Source organism: Bacillus sp. UNC438CL73TsuS30, assembly GCF_000482325.1.
Classification (GTDB): Bacteria; Bacillota; Bacilli; order Bacillales; family Cytobacillaceae; genus Neobacillus.
In genome coordinates, this window is sequence record NZ_KI535296.1 from 278,339 (window position 1) to 296,373 (window position 18,035).

General features: G+C 40.3%; 15 protein-coding genes. 10 read left to right on the forward strand and 5 right to left on the reverse strand.

What is annotated here, in order from left to right:
- Nucleotides 1-44 precede the first annotated feature (44 nt).
- Genes M028_RS0122900 through M028_RS0122915 form a run of 4 tightly spaced genes read right to left on the reverse strand, consistent with a single transcriptional unit; the run spans nucleotide 45 to nucleotide 4,236 of the window.
- Nucleotides 45-1,010 (reverse strand): 6-bladed beta-propeller, encoded by a 966-nt coding sequence (locus M028_RS0122900; protein WP_026575916.1) that lies wholly within the window; start codon nucleotides 1,008-1,010, stop codon nucleotides 45-47.
- Between the two features lie 17 nt (nucleotides 1,011-1,027).
- Nucleotides 1,028-1,735 carry a tetratricopeptide repeat protein gene (locus M028_RS0122905; protein ID WP_026575917.1) on the reverse strand — a complete coding sequence of 236 codons (708 nt, stop codon included), beginning with the start codon at nucleotides 1,733-1,735 and terminating at the stop codon, nucleotides 1,028-1,030.
- 33 nt (nucleotides 1,736-1,768) lie between these two features.
- Nucleotides 1,769-2,929 carry a cytochrome c3 family protein gene (locus M028_RS0122910; RefSeq protein ID WP_026575918.1) on the reverse strand — a complete coding sequence of 387 codons (1,161 nt, stop codon included), beginning with the start codon at nucleotides 2,927-2,929 and terminating at the stop codon, nucleotides 1,769-1,771.
- A 26-nt stretch (nucleotides 2,930-2,955) separates the two neighbouring features.
- Entirely contained in the window at nucleotides 2,956-4,236 is a 1,281-nt protein-coding gene (locus M028_RS0122915; RefSeq protein WP_231510878.1) for a cytochrome c3 family protein, read from the reverse strand.
- Between the two features lie 545 nt (nucleotides 4,237-4,781).
- Here M028_RS0122915 and secA point away from each other — a divergent pair.
- Together secA and prfB are read left to right on the forward strand one after the other, a co-directional pair.
- Complete coding sequence (secA, locus tag M028_RS0122920) at nucleotides 4,782-7,295, forward strand: preprotein translocase subunit SecA (RefSeq protein ID WP_026575920.1); 2,514 nt, start codon at nucleotides 4,782-4,784, stop codon at nucleotides 7,293-7,295.
- A 371-nt stretch (nucleotides 7,296-7,666) separates the two neighbouring features.
- A protein-coding gene (gene prfB, locus M028_RS0122925; protein ID WP_133333946.1) for a peptide chain release factor 2 occupies nucleotides 7,667-8,768 on the forward strand; the annotation gives its coding sequence in 2 pieces (ribosomal slippage) (nucleotides 7,667-7,738 and nucleotides 7,740-8,768; 1,101 coding nt in all).
- Nucleotides 8,769-8,905: 137 nt separating this feature from the next.
- Here prfB and M028_RS0122930 read toward each other — a convergent pair.
- Complete coding sequence (locus M028_RS0122930; protein ID WP_026575922.1) at nucleotides 8,906-9,661, reverse strand: hypothetical protein; 756 nt, start codon at nucleotides 9,659-9,661, stop codon at nucleotides 8,906-8,908.
- A 251-nt stretch (nucleotides 9,662-9,912) separates the two neighbouring features.
- Here M028_RS0122930 and M028_RS0122940 point away from each other — a divergent pair, with 251 nt between their 5' ends.
- The 8 genes from M028_RS0122940 to M028_RS0122975 all read left to right on the forward strand — a co-directional run bounded on the left by M028_RS0122940 (nucleotide 9,913) and on the right by M028_RS0122975 (nucleotide 18,022).
- Nucleotides 9,913-10,779, forward strand: a complete 867-nt coding sequence (locus M028_RS0122940; RefSeq protein WP_026575923.1) for a YitT family protein — start codon at nucleotides 9,913-9,915, stop codon at nucleotides 10,777-10,779.
- 51 nt (nucleotides 10,780-10,830) lie between these two features.
- Nucleotides 10,831-11,193, forward strand: a complete 363-nt coding sequence (gene cccB, locus M028_RS0122945) for a cytochrome c551 (RefSeq protein WP_026575924.1) — start codon at nucleotides 10,831-10,833, stop codon at nucleotides 11,191-11,193.
- Between the two features lie 300 nt (nucleotides 11,194-11,493).
- Nucleotides 11,494-12,180 carry a cell division ATP-binding protein FtsE gene (gene ftsE / locus M028_RS0122950; protein WP_026575925.1) on the forward strand — a complete coding sequence of 229 codons (687 nt, stop codon included), beginning with the start codon at nucleotides 11,494-11,496 and terminating at the stop codon, nucleotides 12,178-12,180.
- Nucleotides 12,170-13,063 (forward strand): permease-like cell division protein FtsX, encoded by an 894-nt coding sequence (ftsX, locus tag M028_RS0122955; protein ID WP_026575926.1) that lies wholly within the window; start codon nucleotides 12,170-12,172, stop codon nucleotides 13,061-13,063. The genes ftsE and ftsX overlap by 11 nt, the downstream gene beginning before the upstream one ends.
- A 91-nt stretch (nucleotides 13,064-13,154) precedes the next feature.
- Nucleotides 13,155-14,438 carry a murein hydrolase activator EnvC family protein gene (locus M028_RS0122960; protein ID WP_026575927.1) on the forward strand — a complete coding sequence of 428 codons (1,284 nt, stop codon included), beginning with the start codon at nucleotides 13,155-13,157 and terminating at the stop codon, nucleotides 14,436-14,438.
- A 155-nt stretch (nucleotides 14,439-14,593) separates the two neighbouring features.
- Complete coding sequence (locus M028_RS0122965; protein WP_026575928.1) at nucleotides 14,594-16,033, forward strand: S41 family peptidase; 1,440 nt, start codon at nucleotides 14,594-14,596, stop codon at nucleotides 16,031-16,033.
- Between the two features lie 259 nt (nucleotides 16,034-16,292).
- Nucleotides 16,293-17,489, forward strand: coding sequence for a PDZ domain-containing protein (locus M028_RS0122970; RefSeq protein ID WP_026575929.1), 1,197 nt, complete (start codon nucleotides 16,293-16,295; stop codon nucleotides 17,487-17,489).
- A 149-nt stretch (nucleotides 17,490-17,638) separates the two neighbouring features.
- Complete coding sequence (locus M028_RS0122975) at nucleotides 17,639-18,022, forward strand: ArsR/SmtB family transcription factor (RefSeq protein ID WP_026575930.1); 384 nt, start codon at nucleotides 17,639-17,641, stop codon at nucleotides 18,020-18,022.
- The last annotated feature ends 13 nt before the right edge of the window (nucleotides 18,023-18,035 follow it).

An 18,035-nucleotide genomic window follows, 5' to 3' on the forward strand; every position in this document is an offset into this window, starting at 1 on the left:
TTTTCCGAGCTAGTTTGAGACACCACCTCCTTAAAGTGATATTTTTAATTGTACATGGCAATTCGTTCATTTAAGGTATCTGTAATATAAACCTGATCCTGGTCATCTACGTATAATCCGTTTGGCAGATAGAATTGTTCGTTTTGATCACCCATTGTACCGAAATGGAAAACCTCGGAACCTTTTTCGTCAAATCCATAAACCATGTGAGTAAGGTTGTTTACAATGTAAAGAATGCCCCGGGAATCTACGCCAATTCCTCGTGGATTTACAAAAACAGAGGAACCTTTTCCATCTTTTGAACCGTTAATAGTTCGAATAAATTTACCGTTTTTATCGTACACTTGAACCCGTTGGTTTCCAGAGTCGGAAACAAAGATATCATTATTTTTCTTGTCGATTGCCACTGCATTTGGAGCTTTAAAAGTATCTTGTTTATTTGCTCCGGTACTAATTTCAAATAGCTTTTTACCATTAAGGTCAAAGATAAAAACCTTATTTTTTTGAACATCAGTCACGTACAATTTTTCATCATAGATGCGGATCCCAGCAGGAGATTCCAGTACTTTCTTTTTATCTTCAAAATATTTTAGGAATTTCCCTTTTGGTTCAAATACAGATATTTTTCCATTATATAAATCTGCTACATACACATTTCCTTCCTCATCGCCAGCAATACCATATGGGAATTTAAATTGGCCTTTTCCTTGACCTTCTTTACCAAACTTAAATACTGGTGTTCCAGATGTATCAAAAGCTTGTACCCGTTTATTATTCGTATCAGAAACATAGAGGAACTCGCCAATTTTTGCGACATCCATTGGCTTGTCCAGTGAATTGTCAAAGTCACCGTAAATTGCTTGGCTAAACGAAGGAGGTCCATCCGGATTCACCGCATTCGGTACCATCTTCACAACTGATTCCATATTAAAAAAGTAAATTGCTGCAAAGGCTGCGATGGTAAGAACAACAATACCGCTCATCAACCGATACACTGTTTTTTTCTTCATTGGTTTTCAACCCCTTTCTAGTTTTTAGCGACTCTTTTCAGCCCGTCCAAGGCTGGCTTGTACATAGGGTCATAATTTAATGCTGTTTTATAAATTTCTTCTGCATTCTTTTTATCACCTTGGTCCTCTGCAACCCGGCCAACTTCGTAAATAATATCCGTATTTGTCGGCATTAAACGATTTGCTTCATTCAAGGCCTTTATGGAGTCTTTATACATTTTTAGCTTGCGGAAAGACATACCTTTCAATAACCAGCCCTTATAATCTTTTGGTGATATATCAGTGGCTTTTTGGGCCATTTTTATTGCATCATTAAGTCGATTTTCTTCGTTATAAACAAGTCCTAAGTTGAAATAGGCATTAAAATAATTTTTATCTAAATCAAGAGCTATTTTGTATTCTTTAATTGCTTCATCGTTATCATTATTTAAGAAATTAGCATATCCGAGGTCAACATGGGACTTAGGATCATTTGGCTTGCTATCTACTGCGGCTTTTGCACTTTCTAATTGTTGTTTTAAATGATCCGTATTGTATTTTGGCCAAAGGTACTTATTGCTTACGAAATAACCGGCCCCAACTGCAACAACTAGTGTCAGGGTCAAAATAAGTAATGTTTGCCACCATTTGAATTTATCGTTTTTAGGGTTTTTCAATGTTTTATCAGGTGTTTTTTCTGTTGGAATCTCTGGCTTATGGTTGAGTGGTTGTTCATACGCTTCCATACGAACCCTCCTAATCTAGCAGATTTAAACCAATTATTCTTTGTGACACGCAGAGCATGTTCTTTTTACGTGACAGGTATAACAAAAATTTGTTACCTTTTGATTTGATTCTAAAGGAACAGGGTGCCTTTTCTTGTCAAATCCTTTGTGCATAGCTGGATGACAAGAAGAGCAGGCTGCTGTTGTAGTTTGATACTGACTTGTTTGCTGATAATCATGACAAGCTAAACATTTCTGCTTATCCTTAGACGCTTGAATTTTATGTTCCAACATCCAGCTGCTATTATGGCTTGCCGGCCGTTTGCTATGACAATCCTTACAGAAGGTATTTTCCTTTGCATAATCCAATTCGGTAATATGTGGTTTGGACGTTTTAATGTTTTGCAGGACCTTTTCAACAGAAGAAATCGTCTCAAGCCCTTCTATTTTCTCCTTCGACATATACCCATGGCAGGAGTCACATTTTTGAAGATCCTTGCCTGCTTTTAAACCGTGTTTCAATGTTTTAAAATCAGGATTTTTATGGCTCTTTGGTTCCATTCCTGTTTTATGACAGGTTTCGCAAGCTGTTGAAATATTCCTAGCCTTATGGCATTCCATACATGTGTCCATGTCAGGACGAGTGAATTTTAAATCGGACATTGCTTGTGTACCAACGGATTGATCCCATTTAGCATAATCTGTCTGGTAAGTCATTTTTCTGTCGGCGATTTTCCCGTGGGCAACGCTGCTATGACACTGCACGCACTCTACTCCTTCTTTTAAATGCTTATCATGGGGGATGATCAGATCCCCCGATGGTGTCACATCCCGTGTCTTTAAATTGTGACATTTTTCACATGAACTGTTAGGTACCTCGTTTGGCATTCGGATAGGAGTAGCGGTGAGGCTTGAATTATGGTTTTTTAATTGTTCAACTAGCCCCTCCGCTTTATCTTTCGCCAGTTTCTTAAATACAGGGTCGGTGTGACAGTTTACACAATCCACTTCATTGTGAGTCGATGCTTTCCACGTATAATACTCCGGTTTCATCTCATGACAACTTGAGCAAAACTTGGAGCTAGATGTTGCTTCCAGCCCTGTAAAACCTGCAAAGAACAAGATGGCAAGAAAAAACAATGTGATCGTCATATATTTGATTAATTTATACCGATAACGGGGAGGGGCCGGCAGCTCATTTTGCTCTTCTTCCATAAATAAGTCCCTCCATTTCAAAAAATTTATTTGTTAACAGGACTTTTAAAGCCTGTTCTATGACAGTATTCGCAATATATATCTGTAGGTGCTTTCGTATCGGTTGAACCTGGTTTTGGTTTTTTCTGGTCGTGGCAGACGAAGCATTGGGATTTCGCTTCAGCTGTCAGTGCTTTCGTTGAGTGAGCTGTCAGCCATTGATCGCTTTTCGTATGTCCAGGAGGACGTTTACTGTGACAGGTACTGCAAAACTTATTAATACGGGACTGATCTATTACCACTTTGATATCAGGTTGATAATGTGATTTTTTTGTACCTAATTTAAGGATCGAGATAATGTCCTCTTTTGGTATTTCTCTGACCCATTTGGAATCTTGATGGCAGTTTACACATTTATTTAACTCTTGAACCGCTGTACTTCCATGTTGCTGGTTCCATTGGGCAACTTTATGGGTCTTCGGAACTTTGAACTTTTTATGACAGGTTCCACATTCCATTGAAACCTTCACATTTGTTTTTTGCTTTCCAATTGCTTGTAAAATGATTTCCTGGGTCTTTTGGTCATGTTTGCCTGCAAGTTCTGCCGCATTTTCGCCTTCCTTGACTGGTTTTGTGGATGCTGTTTCGGTTTTTCCGTCTGTAAGTTTTTCAAGCTCTTCTGGATTTGGCGGAACATTGTATGCGACATCTTTCCAAGGCTTTTCACCTTTGTTCACTTTATCGTGACAATCGATACAAGTTCCCATGTTCGGACGCACATATTTTTCTTCAATTAATTTTTGCGCATTTTTTTCCGTCCACTCTCCACGGGCACTGTCAATGTTTAAACCGCGGGCAGCAATCTTCGCGTGGACAACGCCTGCGTGACAGGTGATACAAGGAATGCCTTTTTCAATATGTCCTTTATGGTTGACCTTTAAGTCACCAGATGCGGTGACAAGCCGGTTTTTCGAGTGACACTGTAAACAGTTTTCGTTTGAAACAGCTTCTTCCTCCGTTTGAACGATCTGTTTTGGCACACCAGTAACATGGTAGTAAACTTCCTTCATAGATTTCACCTTGTGTGTCAGCATGTTGGTCACCCCGGGCTTAATATGGCACTGCACACAGGAGATTTGGTTATGAGCGCTTGCTGTATAGGTTGTATATTCCGGTGCCATTTCGTGACAGCTGGAGCAGAAGGATGGCGAGTTTGTAATGGATAGTACGCCATATCCTCCGCCAAAAACAACGATACAACCAACAAGGGATGCAAATAATAATTTCCAGCGGGTAACTGGATTTTTCCAATCTATATTTCTCCACATTTGCCAGAGTCTTTTTATTAGGCCCGATTTTTTTCTATTTTCTCTTGAATCGGGTTCGGCCTCGGAATCTTTCTTTTTTCCCCAAAAGCCCATTTTGCTCACCCTTCCCATTTTTGATTGAGCTATCTCTCTATTTTTCCATCTAAACCTCTCTAAAGGTAGTATCTAACATAGGATGTTTATATTCCAATGTACAATTTGTGAATATTTTTTTAAAAGACTTTTATGATAAAAACAACGTTAATACCTTGTAAAATAAGGGGTTTATTAATAACTTGTAGACAGTAATTAGTTGTATGAGTGTTAATTTTTATACGTAATTTGGAACTTTTATTCACCTTTTTTCAGTACTGAGAAACTACCGATTAATAGAAGAATTAAACAAGATATTGTTACAATTTTTCTTCAATGGGAACTTTGTTGTCACACACATAGCGGAAGTGGTAAGATGGAAAGTGATATTCAATTCATTTTGGCAGGATTTAGTACCTAATATTGCGAATTCTTTATAATAGCAATCTCGATAAAAAGGAGAGTTCAATCACATGATGGGGATTTTAAATAAATTGTATGATGTGAATAAACGTGAGTTAAAACGGTTGGACAAACTTGCGAATCAAATAGAGGCACTTGCGTCTGATACTGAAAAATTAACCGATGATCAACTCCGTGAAAAAACGGCGGAATTTAAACAACGCTACCAAAATGGTGAATCCCTTGATGATTTGCAGGTTGAGGCGTTTGCAGTCGTCCGTGAAGGGGCCCGTCGTGTCCTTGGATTGTACCCTTATCATGTACAGTTAATGGGGGGGATTTCTCTCCATGAGGGAAACATTTCGGAGATGAAGACCGGGGAAGGTAAAACGTTAACGGCTACGATGCCGGTTTATTTGAATGCTCTTTCCGGTAAAGGAGTTCACGTTGTAACGGTCAACGAATACCTTGCAAGCCGTGATGCTCAGGAAATGGGACAGCTCTATGAATTTTTAGGGTTAACGGTTGGGTTGAACCTGAATAGTATGACGAGTGAAGAGAAGCAGGAAGCATATGCTGCGGATATTACCTACGGAACTAACAACGAATATGGTTTTGACTATCTTCGTGATAACATGGTCCTTTATAAGGAACAAAAGGTTCAACGACCGCTTTTTTATGCAGTCATTGACGAGGTGGACTCCATCCTAATTGATGAAGCGCGTACACCGCTAATTATTTCCGGTTCTGCACAAAAATCAACGGCTTTATATATTCAAGCAAATGCGTTTGTGCGTACGCTGACGAAAGAAAAGGATTATACGTATGATGAAAAAACAAAAGGCGTTATGCTGACTGAAGAAGGGATCAGCAAAGCAGAGAAGGCTTTTGGTATTGAAAACCTGTTTGATATGTCCCATGTGTCGTTAAATCATCACATCAATCAAGCGTTAAAAGCCAATGTCAGCATGCATCTTGATGTGGATTACGTCGTTCAGGACGGCGAAATTGTGATCGTTGACCAATTTACCGGTCGTTTGATGAAGGGACGCCGCTATAGTGAGGGCTTACACCAGGCGATTGAAGCAAAGGAAGGCTTAGAGGTACAGAACGAAAGTATGACAATGGCAACGATTACGTTCCAAAACTACTTCCGGATGTATGAGAAATTAGCCGGGATGACGGGTACGGCTAAGACGGAAGAAGAGGAATTCCGAAACATTTATAATATGAATGTCATCGTGATTCCAACGAATAGACCGATTGCCAGGGATGACCGTGCCGATTTAATTTACTCTACAATGGAAGGAAAGTTTCGAGCTGTTGTTGAGGATATTGCAGAACGACATCAAAAAGGACAGCCTGTACTTGTCGGTACGGTTGCGATCGAAACATCTGAATTAATTTCTAAGCTATTATCGAAAAAAGGCGTCCGACACAATGTCTTGAATGCAAAAAATCATGGACGGGAAGCAGAAATCATTGCGGAAGCTGGCCACCAGGGTGCAGTAACGATTGCAACAAATATGGCCGGTCGTGGTACAGATATTAAACTTGGTGAAGGGGTTAAAGAATTGGGCGGTCTTGCCGTTATTGGTACGGAGCGCCATGAAAGCCGACGGATTGACAACCAGCTCCGTGGACGTTCTGGACGTCAAGGAGACCCGGGGATTACCCAGTTCTATTTATCGATGGAAGATGAGCTGATGCGCCGCTTTGGCTCTGACAATATGAAATCGATGATGCAGCGCCTTGGGATGGATGATACCCAGCCGATCCAAAGTAAAATGGTTTCAAAAGCAGTAGAATCAGCGCAAAAACGTGTTGAGGGCAATAACTTTGATGCGCGTAAGCAGCTGTTGCAATATGATGATGTGCTTCGCCAGCAGCGTGAAATCATCTATACGCAGCGCGATGAATTACTTGAGTCTGAAAACCTGCGTGAAATTGTCGAAGGCATGATTTTACGAACAATCGAGCGGAATGTTGAGGCACATGCGTCACTGGCGGATGATGAAGAAAATTGGAACCTCCAGGGCGTTGTGGACTTTGTCCATGCTAATCTTCTTCCTGAAGGGGATATTACTTTAGACGATTTAAACGGTAAAGACCCTGAAGAGATGACCGAGGCTATTTTTGCCAAGGTGAAGGTGCGGTATGATGAAAAAGAGGAGCTGCTTTTCCCAGAACAAATGCGTGAATTTGAAAAGGTCGTTACGCTTCGCTCTGTAGACTCAAAATGGATTGACCATATTGATGCAATGGACCAGCTTCGTGATGGAATCCATTTACGTGCATACGGACAGACGGACCCTCTTCGCGAGTACCAGGCAGAAGGCTTCGCAATGTTTGAAGCAATGGTTACTTCAATTGAAGAAGAAGCTGCCATGTACATCATGAAGGCAGAGATTCGTAACAATTTAGAGCGTCAAGAAGTGGCAAAAGGCGAAGCGGTTCATCCGAAGGACGATGGAGAACCCGTTAAGCAGAAGCCAAAAGTGAAGCAAATGGATGTAGGCCGAAATGATCCATGTATTTGCGGCAGCGGTAAAAAGTACAAAAATTGCTGTGGAGCAGGGAAATAATTGTTTTTTTCATATAAGAAGCGAAATCATATTGGATTTCGCTTCTTGCTTTTCTTTTAAAGAGTGAATTTATATTATGAATAACTTTTTGGTAAATGTGGATATTGTTTATTGAATTGTTGATATTTTTTGTGAATTTGTTAGTAACTAACTGAATATGTGGAAAAAACAGTGCATCTTGTTGATAAGTTATCAAAGTTGTTGAGTTGTCCACAATCTATTTTTTACTCATTTAAAAGTTATCCCCATTTTTTTATAAAAACGGCTTGATTTGGATTTTTGGAAGGTATGCCGTTATAATAGATGAGGACTGACCTTAATTATTTGCATATACTACGATACAAAATGAATATTTTATAGAGGTGACCAGAATGGAATTAGCAGAAATTCGGAATGAATTAGAAAAAACAGCTAAACGTTTAGCGGACTTTAGGGGGTCTCTTTGACCTTGAAAATAAGGAAGCAAGAATCGCCGAATTAGACGATCAAATGCTTCATCCTGACTTTTGGAATGATCAGCAGGCAGCGCAGGTCGTAATCAGTGAGGCGAACGGCTTAAAGGATCAAGTGAATGAATTTACTGATTTAAATGAAACGTATGAAAATTTGGAATTGACTTATGAGCTCGTTAAAGAAGAAAGTGATGCGGAATTACAAGCGGAATTGGAAGAAGAGCTGGGACAGTTGACAGAACGCTTAAATCAATTTGAATTACAGCTTTTGTTAAGCGAAGAGTATGATAAAAATAATGCGATTTTAGAGCTTCACCCTGGTGCAGGCGGTACAGAATCACAGGACTGGGGTTCAATGCTTCTTCGGATGTATACAAGATGGGCTGAGAAAAAGGGCTTCAAGGTGGAAACCCTTGATTATCTACCGGGAGATGAAGCAGGGATTAAGAGTGTAACTTTAGCCATCAAAGGGCATAATGCGTACGGTTATTTGAAGGCAGAAAAAGGGGTACACCGCCTTGTTCGGATTTCTCCATTTGATTCCTCGGGCCGCCGCCATACCTCCTTTGTTTCATGTGAGGTTATGCCGGAGTTTAACGATGAAATTCAAATCGATATCCGCACAGAGGATTTAAAAATTGACACGTACCGTGCCAGCGGCGCCGGCGGTCAGCATATCAACACGACCGATTCAGCTGTACGGATTACCCATGTTCCGACAGGGGTAGTAGTAACATGCCAGACGGAACGTTCGCAAATTAAAAACCGTGAGTCAGCGATGAAAATGTTAAAAGCAAAGCTGTATCAGCGCGAAATTGAGCAGCAGGAAAAAGAACTTTTGGAAATTCGCGGCGAACAAAAAGAAATTGGCTGGGGAAGCCAAATCCGTTCCTATGTTTTCCATCCGTACTCAATGGTCAAGGATCATCGTACGAGTACCGAGTCAGGAAATGTGCAGGCTGTAATGGACGGGGAAATTGATCCGTTTATTGATGCTTATTTAAGATCAAGAATTTCATAATCAATGAAAAAAGCCTTTGCCCTAGGATGCGGTAAAGGTTTTTTCATTTTTAAGGGACAAAACCTGGCGGTAGAATAAAAAAATTGTCCCCCAAGGACGAAATCCAACAGAAGCGATAGCGAAATGTCCTAAAAACTTTAAGGATAAAATTCATCCCCTTGATGAAGGATGTTTTCATGGAAATCCACGTTATTTCGTCCTGCATCCCCTTGATGAAGGACGTTTTCAGGGCTATCCTCAATATTTCGTCCTTCATTCCCTTGATGAAGGAAGTTTTCATGGAAATCCACAGTATTTCGTCCTTCATCCCCTTGATGAAGGACGTTTTCAGGGCTATCCACGGTAAAACGTCCTTCATCCCCTTGATGAAGGACGTTTTCATGGAAATCCACAGTATTTCGTCCTTCAATCCCTTGATGAAGGACGTTTTCATGGAAATCCACGTTATTTCGTCCTTCATCCCCCTGATGAAGGAAGTTTTCAGGGCTATCCATAGTATTTCGTCCTTCATCCCCTTGATGAAGGACGTTTTCAGGGCTATCCTCAATATTTCGTCCTTCATCCCCTTGATGAAGGAGGTTTTCAGGGCTATCCTCAATATTTCGTCCTTCATTCCCTTGATGAAGGAAGTTTTCAGGGCTATCCACAGTATTTCGTCCTTCATCCCCTTGATGAAGGAAGTTTTCAGGGCTATCCACAGTATTTCGTCCTTCATCCCCTTGATGAAGGACGTTTTCATGGAAATCCACAGTATTTCGTCCTTCATCCCCTTGATGAAGGAAGTTTTCATGGAAATCCACAGTATTTCGTCCTTCATCCCCTTGATGAAGGAAGTTTTCAGGGCTATCCTCAATATTTCGTCCTTCAATCCCCTTGATGAAGGAGGTTTTCAAGGATATCCACGCCTTCAGGAGCAATAGCGAAATGTCCCAAAAACCAATTTTAAGGACGAAATCCAACAGTCGTACCAGCAAAACATCTATAAAATGGGCCTTTTAGGACAAAATGATTTAAAAGAAGAAGAAAATGTTCCAATCTCTATTACCCCATTTCCGCTTCGACGCTTCAACTCAATGCCATTTACACCAAAAAATACCCATGCTATACTCACACTCGAAATTGATAAACACAAGGGGAATATGAAATGAATAAAGTTCTAAAACTCACACAAACGAATCCGAAAATCGAAGTGGCCATTGACTATATTTTTGTTCTCATCGGATCAGCCATTATTGCCATTTCTTTTAACGTTTTTTTACTGCCCAATCAAATTGCTTCCGGCGGGGTAAGCGGCATTAGTACGATTTTACATGCTGTTCTTGGATTGGAGCCAGCGTATGTTCAATGGGCCTTCAATATCCCGTTGTTTATTGCGGGCATCATTTTTTTAGGAAAACAGTTTGGCGCAAAAACACTGGCTGGTACCATTTTTTTACCTTTCGTTGTTTATTTCACAAAAAATATGGAACCTTGGACCCATGACGCTCTACTTGGAGCATTGTTTGGCGGTATTGGTGTTGGGCTTGGCTTAGGCATTGTTTTTAGAGGGAGAGCATCAACAGGGGGAACGGACCTTGCCGCACAAATTATTAATAAATACACGGGATTTACCCTTGGGACATGTGTGGTACTCATTGACGGGTTAATTGTCCTAACCGCTGCGATAGTATTTGATATCGAAAAAGGGCTTTATGCCCTTATTGGTTTGTATGTGACAAGCAGGACCATCGATTTAATTCAAGTTGGTTTTGGCCGATCAAAAATGGCCATGATCATTACTAGTAAACAAGAAGAGGTTCGCGCAGGAATTTTGAATAAAATTGACCGTGGTGTGACAAAACTATCAGCATATGGTGGATTTACAGACCATGAACGCCCAGTTCTCATGTGCGTGGTGGACCAAACGGAGTTCACAAAATTGAAACAATTGGTTAAAACCCTTGATCCATCTGCATTTATCGTGGTTATGGATGCTGCGGAAGTATTGGGAGAGGGTTTCAAACGCGCGTAGACTTGGTATACTAGTTAGGTAATGGTAAAATTTTCTGAAGGGGGAGTAGCAGTGAAGAAAAAGCTACTTACATTATTATTGGGAACTTCCCTAGTAATGGGACTTGCTGCATGCGGCGGCGGTTCGGACACATCTAAAGACAAAGATACAACGACCAAAACTACAGACACAAGTGGCGGTGGAAATGATGTTGCAGCTGCAGCTGAGAAAATCACGGCTCAAAAATGCTCAAGCTGCCATGGTGAAAACCTTAAGGGGGCTGTGGGTCCAAACTTAACAAAGATTGGATCTAAGTATTCAAAGGATCAAATTTTAGACATTCTTAAAAACGGGAAATCCGGCGGAATGCCTGCTGGCTTAATTTCCGGCGATGATGCTGACAAAGTGGCTACATGGCTTGCGTCAAAAAAATAGTTATTTGAGGAAAAACGTTCTGTTTTATCACAGAGCGTTTTTTTTTATGCAGAAATATGAAGAAAAATGTCGAAGTTTGTTACACCTGAAACTGTAGAATTAGCGGGAAAAGCGTCTATTCTTGTATTCTTTGAAAAGAAACTGTAATATATTTATCGCTTTTAATAGTGTTTGATGATGTTATAATAGGGCTATGCGAAATTTTGCACGTTTTGAATAGTATTTTGCGGCCTTTTGCAAAAAATAAAAGATTATTGTCGAATTAACTTCATTCTCAATAACTTTCCTACAGGTGATTAAATGATAGAAATGCAAGAAGTATACAAGAAATACCCAAATGGTGTATCCGCCATTAATGGGATTGATGTTCGAATTAATCAAGGTGAATTTGTCTATGTGGTAGGACCCAGCGGTGCAGGGAAATCCACTTTCATTAAAATGATGTACCGTGAAGAGGTTCCTACTTCCGGAACGATCACGATGAATGGTGTCAATTTAGCAAAATTAAAGATGAGAAAGGTTCCGATTTTTCGCAGAAATCTTGGCGTTGTCTTCCAAGACTATAAGCTTCTGCCTACCTTGACTGTCTATGAAAATATTGCCTTTGCCCTTGAGGTGATTGAGGCACAGCCTAAGTATATTAAAAAGCGGGTCATGGAGGTTCTCGACCTCGTTAATTTAAAGCATAAGGCAAGAATGCTTCCGACAGAGCTTTCAGGTGGGGAACAGCAGCGTGTGTCAATCGCTCGTTCCATTGTAAATTCACCGAAGGTTGTGATTGCTGACGAGCCAACTGGTAACTTGGATCCGGATACATCATGGGAAATCATGAAAATATTTGAAGAAATTAATAATCGCGGAACCACTGTTGTAATGGCGACCCACAACAAAGAAATTGTTAATACAATCCAACATCGCGTTATCGCCATCGAAGGCGGAAAAATTGTTCGTGATGAACAAAGGGGTGAATACGGTTATGAAAATTAGAACCATTGGCCGTCATGCCCGCGAAAGTTTAAAAAGTATCGGCAGGAATGGATGGATGACATTTGCATCCGTTAGTGCTGTTACTGTTACCCTCATTTTAGTCGGTGTCTTTTTTGTGATTATGATGAATCTCAATAAAGTGGCCCAAACGATTGAAGAAGACGTGCAAATCCGCGTTCACATCGATGTTGCCGCAAATAAAGCCGATCAGCAAAAATTACAGAGCGAACTCGAGGCCATTCCTGAAGTAAAAAGTGTGAAATTCTCATCAAAAAAAGAGGAATTAAAGGACTTAATTAAGGGACTTGGCGAAGAAGGAAAGGCATTTAAGCTTTTTGAACAAGATAACCCGCTTAATGATGTTTTTATTGTCAAAACGAAAAATCCAACCGATACCATGTTAGTCGCAAAGAAAATTGAAAAATTTAATTTTGTTGCAAAAGTAAAATATGGACAAGGCAGTGTAGAAAAGTTATTTAAATTTATTAAGGCAAGCCGAAACGTTGGTATCGTCTTAATTATTGGTCTATTTTTTACAGCCATCTTCTTAATTTCAAATACAATAAAAATTACCATTATTGCGAGAAGAAGAGAAATCAAGATTATGAGACTAGTAGGAGCAACCAATAATTTTATTCGCTGGCCATTTTTCTTGGAAGGCCTATGGCTGGGAATATTAGGCTCTATTTTGCCTATCATTTTGATTTCGATTGCCTACTATAACGCATATGATTATCTGGCTCCAAAACTTGCCGGTAATTTTATGCAAATTCTTCCTTACAAACCATTTGTCTACCAAGTATCTGGCATGCTGATACTCATGGGTGCGTTAATTGGTATTTGGGGAAGCGTTATGTCTGTAAGAAAATTCTTGAAGGTTTAGATTTTTTGAGGAAGGGTTCTTTACTGCACCCTTCCTTCCTTTATTAAAAAAAGATTTACATAGATTGCAAGGGAAAGGAGAGGATAGGACAATGAAAAAATCAGTTGTTGCATTTACAGTTGCAGCTTCAATGGGAATAGGCAGTTTATTTACGGGAAATCCCCTTGTAACAGAAGCAGCTTCTATTTCAAATTTAAAAGATAAACAAAATGAAATTCACAATAAACGTTCAAATTTAAAGTCCGATATCAATGATGCCAATACAACAATCAATGATCTACAAGGTCAGCAGGCAAATGTAAAGTCTGAGATGAAACGCCTCGATTTTGCCATTGGAGATACCAATGCAAAGATTCGTGAAAAGATGGATAAAATTGGCGAGACCCAAGGCAAGATCAATCAGCTTCAGGGAGAAATTAAAGTCATTGCGAACCGGATGGAGCAACGCAATAATTTATTAAAAGAGCGTGCACGTAATTATCAAGAAACGGGCGGGATGATCAATTATATTGATGTGCTGATGGGTGCAAAAAACTTCAGCGATTTCATTGACCGAGCCAATGCCGTTGCAACCATTATGGAAGCCGACCAGGAATTATTAAAACAGGCGGAGATGGACAAAAAAGAATTGGAAGAAAAACGGACGAAGGTAGAAGAAGATTTGGCCAATCTCCAAGAGATGAAGAGCGAATTAGAACAAATGAATAAGCAATTGAGTACGCAGAGGGCTGAAAAAGATAAATTGCTTTCAAAACTCGTTCGGAAAGAAAAAGAAGTTCATGAAGGAAAACTAGCATTAGAAGAGGAAGAGCAAATCCTTGCCGGGCAGGAGGCAGCGGTTCAAAAAGCTATTCAATTGGAAAAGGATCGCCAAGCAGCTGCAGCACAAGCAGCCAAAGCAGCGCAAACTCCTGCACAGCCTAGTGGCGGTGGGGCTTCTGGTAAAGCACCGGCAATCTCGGGCGGCACCTTCACGAGACCTGCTTCTGGCATCATAAGCTCCGGATTTGGGACACGTCCTGGATTCCGCCCAGGTGAATTTCACTACGGAGTCGATATTGCCAATCATGCATCGAATGTACCGATTCTAGCCGCGGCAGATGGAGTCGTAATTCGTTCCTATTATTCTAACAGTTATGGAAACTGTATTTTCATTTCGCATTCAATAAATGGACAAGTTTATACAACGGTTTATGCCCATATGGAAGCTCGTTTGGCCGAGACAGGTGCTGTCGTGAAGAAGGGGCAGCAAATTGGAATTATGGGAAGTACCGGTGATTCTACCGGTCAGCACTTGCATTTTGAACTTCATAGAGGGCAATGGGTGCCGGATCGTCATAACGCCATCAATCCTGTGGGAATCGTGCCACTTTAATGGAAGAAGCTAAGCTTCTTCCATTTTTTTTGTTTCTTGTTATCTAAAATCATATCTTGTCCCCTTGAATCATATAAGTTAATAAATAGGCTGAAATGTGGCGCCTTTTAAAATGTAAATGGACAGGCAGTTTTCGCCAAAGGAGGGACGAGAGCTTGAATCGAAAATGGATTGCCCTAATGATGACGGGTTCGCTTTTAACAGGGGCAGGAGGGACCTATGCTGCGATGCAATGGGTAGAAAAGCCAAATGAGAATTCCGTCCTTGATAACAAGGATCATGCATCACTGGCAAATGATACAGAAAATCTAGAAAAAGTAGACCAGGCCTACGATTTAATTTTAAATCGATATGTCGAAAAGGTGGATCGCAATAAACTGGTTGAAGGAGCCATTCAAGGGATGCTTTCGACATTAAATGATCCATATTCGGTTTATATGGATAAAGAAACCGCTAAGCAATTTACTCAAACATTGGACTCCTCTTTTGAAGGCATTGGTGCGGAGGTTGGAATGGAAGATGGGAAAATTGTGATTGTTTCCCCATTTAAAGGCTCTCCTGCTGAAAAAGCCGGATTAAAACCGCATGATCAAATTTTGAAGGTGGACGGGAAGAGTGTGCAGGGGCTTGACTTAAATAAAGCTACCTTAAAAATCCGCGGCAAAAAAGGAACAACTGTAAAATTGGAAATTGCTAGACCATCGCTTAAAGACCCGATTACCATTGAAGTCATGAGGGATGAAATTCCGCTTGAAACCGTACATTCCTCTACAAAGGAACAGAACGGGAAAAAGATTGGCTACCTTCAGGTAACTTCCTTCTCTGAAAATACGGCTGCGGATTTTAAAAAGGAATTGGGCTCACTTGAAGACAATCATATTGCAGGGTTGATTATTGATGTTCGCGGAAACCCGGGCGGATATTTAAACAGTGTTGAAACTATTTTAAAGGAATTTGTCCCAAAAGATAAGCCGATGGTTCAAATTGAAAAGAGAAATGGCGATAGAGAACGATTTTTCTCTTCTTTAAAAGAGAAGAAGGAATATCCGGTGGTTGTTCTTGTTGATAAAGGCAGCGCATCTGCATCCGAAATCTTGGCTGGGGCTTTAAAAGAGGCAGATGGGTATCAACTGGTAGGTGAAACTACTTTTGGAAAAGGAACGGTTCAGCAGCCCGTTTCGATGGGGGATGGCAGTAATATTAAATTAACCCTATTTAAGTGGCTGACTCCAGATGGAAATTGGATTCATAAAAAAGGAATTAAGCCGGATGTGGAGATTAAGCAGCCGGAAATATTCCATACCCATCCGATTCAGGTTACCGAGCCGCTCGCGCAGGATATGAATAATGAACAAGTAAAGAATGCTCAAGAAATATTAACCGGACTGGGATTTTCTCCTGGACGTAACGATGGATATTTTAGTGCTGAAACCACAGCTGCCGTAAAAGGATTCCAACAATATAATGGTTTACAGGCAACAGGAAAAATCGATTCCATCACAGCAGCAAAGCTTGAAGAATCAGCTATTAAGGAAATGAAAAAAGAGAAAAACGATCTGCAGCTTCAAATTGCTTTAAGGATTGCTGCCAAATAAAGAAACAACGACCTCGGTCGTTGTTTCTTTATTTTCATTTTTTGACAATTTTATTAACTTTTGGAGAATCCTAGGGAATTTCCGCGGAAATAGTAAGAACCGAATGAAATAAAATATTTACTAATGGGCGGAACTGTATTTTTTGTCCAATTTCAAGAAACTAGCAATAGGTTTTATAGCGGCAATTTGATAAAATAGATTTTAAGAGACTTTGCAGAATAGATTGAGAGATTTATTTATAAAGGCAGGTGGCAAAAAATTGGCGCAAATATGGTTGGTAGAACTGCTAAAAGGAATTGGCAAGTTATTTCTACATCCCATTTTTTATTATCTTCTATTCTTATCAGCAATTTTAGGGGTAATGAGAGTAAAGCGGGAACGGAAAAATTTCCATGTTCGGGCGCATGATGCTTATTTTGAGCTTCGGCAGCTATTTCCTCTGGGGATCATGGTTGGTCTTTCACTTTCGATTGTTTCCATTTTGGCGGGCATTGTAGTTCCGTTTGCTGCAATTGTTCTCACTGCTGCCTTTACGTTATTGTGGAGTTTTACTGCAAATATTCGGTTGATGTCACCCGTTTACACAGTTGGTGCGGCATTTTTTGCTTTAATCATCATGACAGAAAATAAATGGTCAATACCCGTTTTTTCACAAACGTTTCATTCGCTTGACCAAAAGGTATATCCGTCAGTAGTGGTAGTATTGGCACTTTTATTTATTGCCGAGGGAGTCATGATTGCTAAGAACGGCAGTAAAGGGACCTCTCCCAAACTGGTAAAAAGTAAACGGGGTCAGAGTGTTGGGGCCCATGAGGTAAAACGATTATGGTTTTTACCGTTATTTCTCCTCGTGCCGGGGGATGCACTTAGCCTCCCGTTCGATTGGTGGCCAGTTTTTCATGTCGGTGCTGAAAAGTACTCGCTCATACTTGTTCCCTTTGCGATCGGTTTTCAACAGCAAATCCAAGGGATGCTTCCAAAAGCAGCCATTCAGCTTTATGGACGACGTGTAATTGTACTTGGATCGATAATCGCGATTCTTTCCATTGTGGGCTGGTGGTATCCGCTTCTGTCGATTATTGTTGCTGCATTTGCAGTGATTTCCCGTGAGTCATTAGCATTAATCCAAAAATTGAAGGATGATAGTCTGCCATTTTATTTTTCAAAAAAGAATAATGGTTTGATGATTCTTGGGATTATTCCGGATTCCCCTGCAAGTAAAATGGAATTGAAGGTGGGAGAACTTGTAACAAAGGTCAATAGTGTTGCTACTTATAACGAAAAGACCTTTTATGAAGCGCTGCAAAAAAACCGCGCTCATTGTAAACTCGAGGTTCTCGATACAAATGGAGAGATTCGTTTTGTCCAGAGAGCTTTATACGAGGGTGATCATCACGAACTCGGCATCCTTTTTGTTCAGGATGAACGGAAGTTTGACGATGAGAAAATCAGCTAAAAAAGAACCTGAAAATGGTTCTTTTTTTTGTGTCACAGCCATTGGTCCAAGTTTTTAAGGTAATGACATCCAAGAAAAAGATTGACATTCAAACAGTGGTTTGAATATCATATAATCAAACGAATATTTGAATATAAGAAGGTGAAGGCATGAAAGAACAGGATGTTTGTGAAATAACCTGTGTTGATTCCGATAAAACTACTCGTGTTCAGCAACATCTTCAGAATCGAAATATCGCAGACGTAGCGAAAATCTTTAAAGCGTTAGCCGATGAAACGAGAATGAAAATTGCTTATGCCCTGACCCTGGAAGAAGAACTTTGTGTATGTGATGTGGCGAATATTGTCGGAGCAACCACCGCGACTGCTTCACATCACCTACGCAATTTAAAGGGTTTAGGTCTTGCAAAATATCGAAAAGAGGGAAAACTTGTCTATTATTCCCTTGATGACGATCATGTAAAACAACTCATTCACATTGCCTTTGCCCATCAGGAAGAGGTGGCTGACCGTGAATCAGTTTCAGTTAAGTAAACACCTGAATACA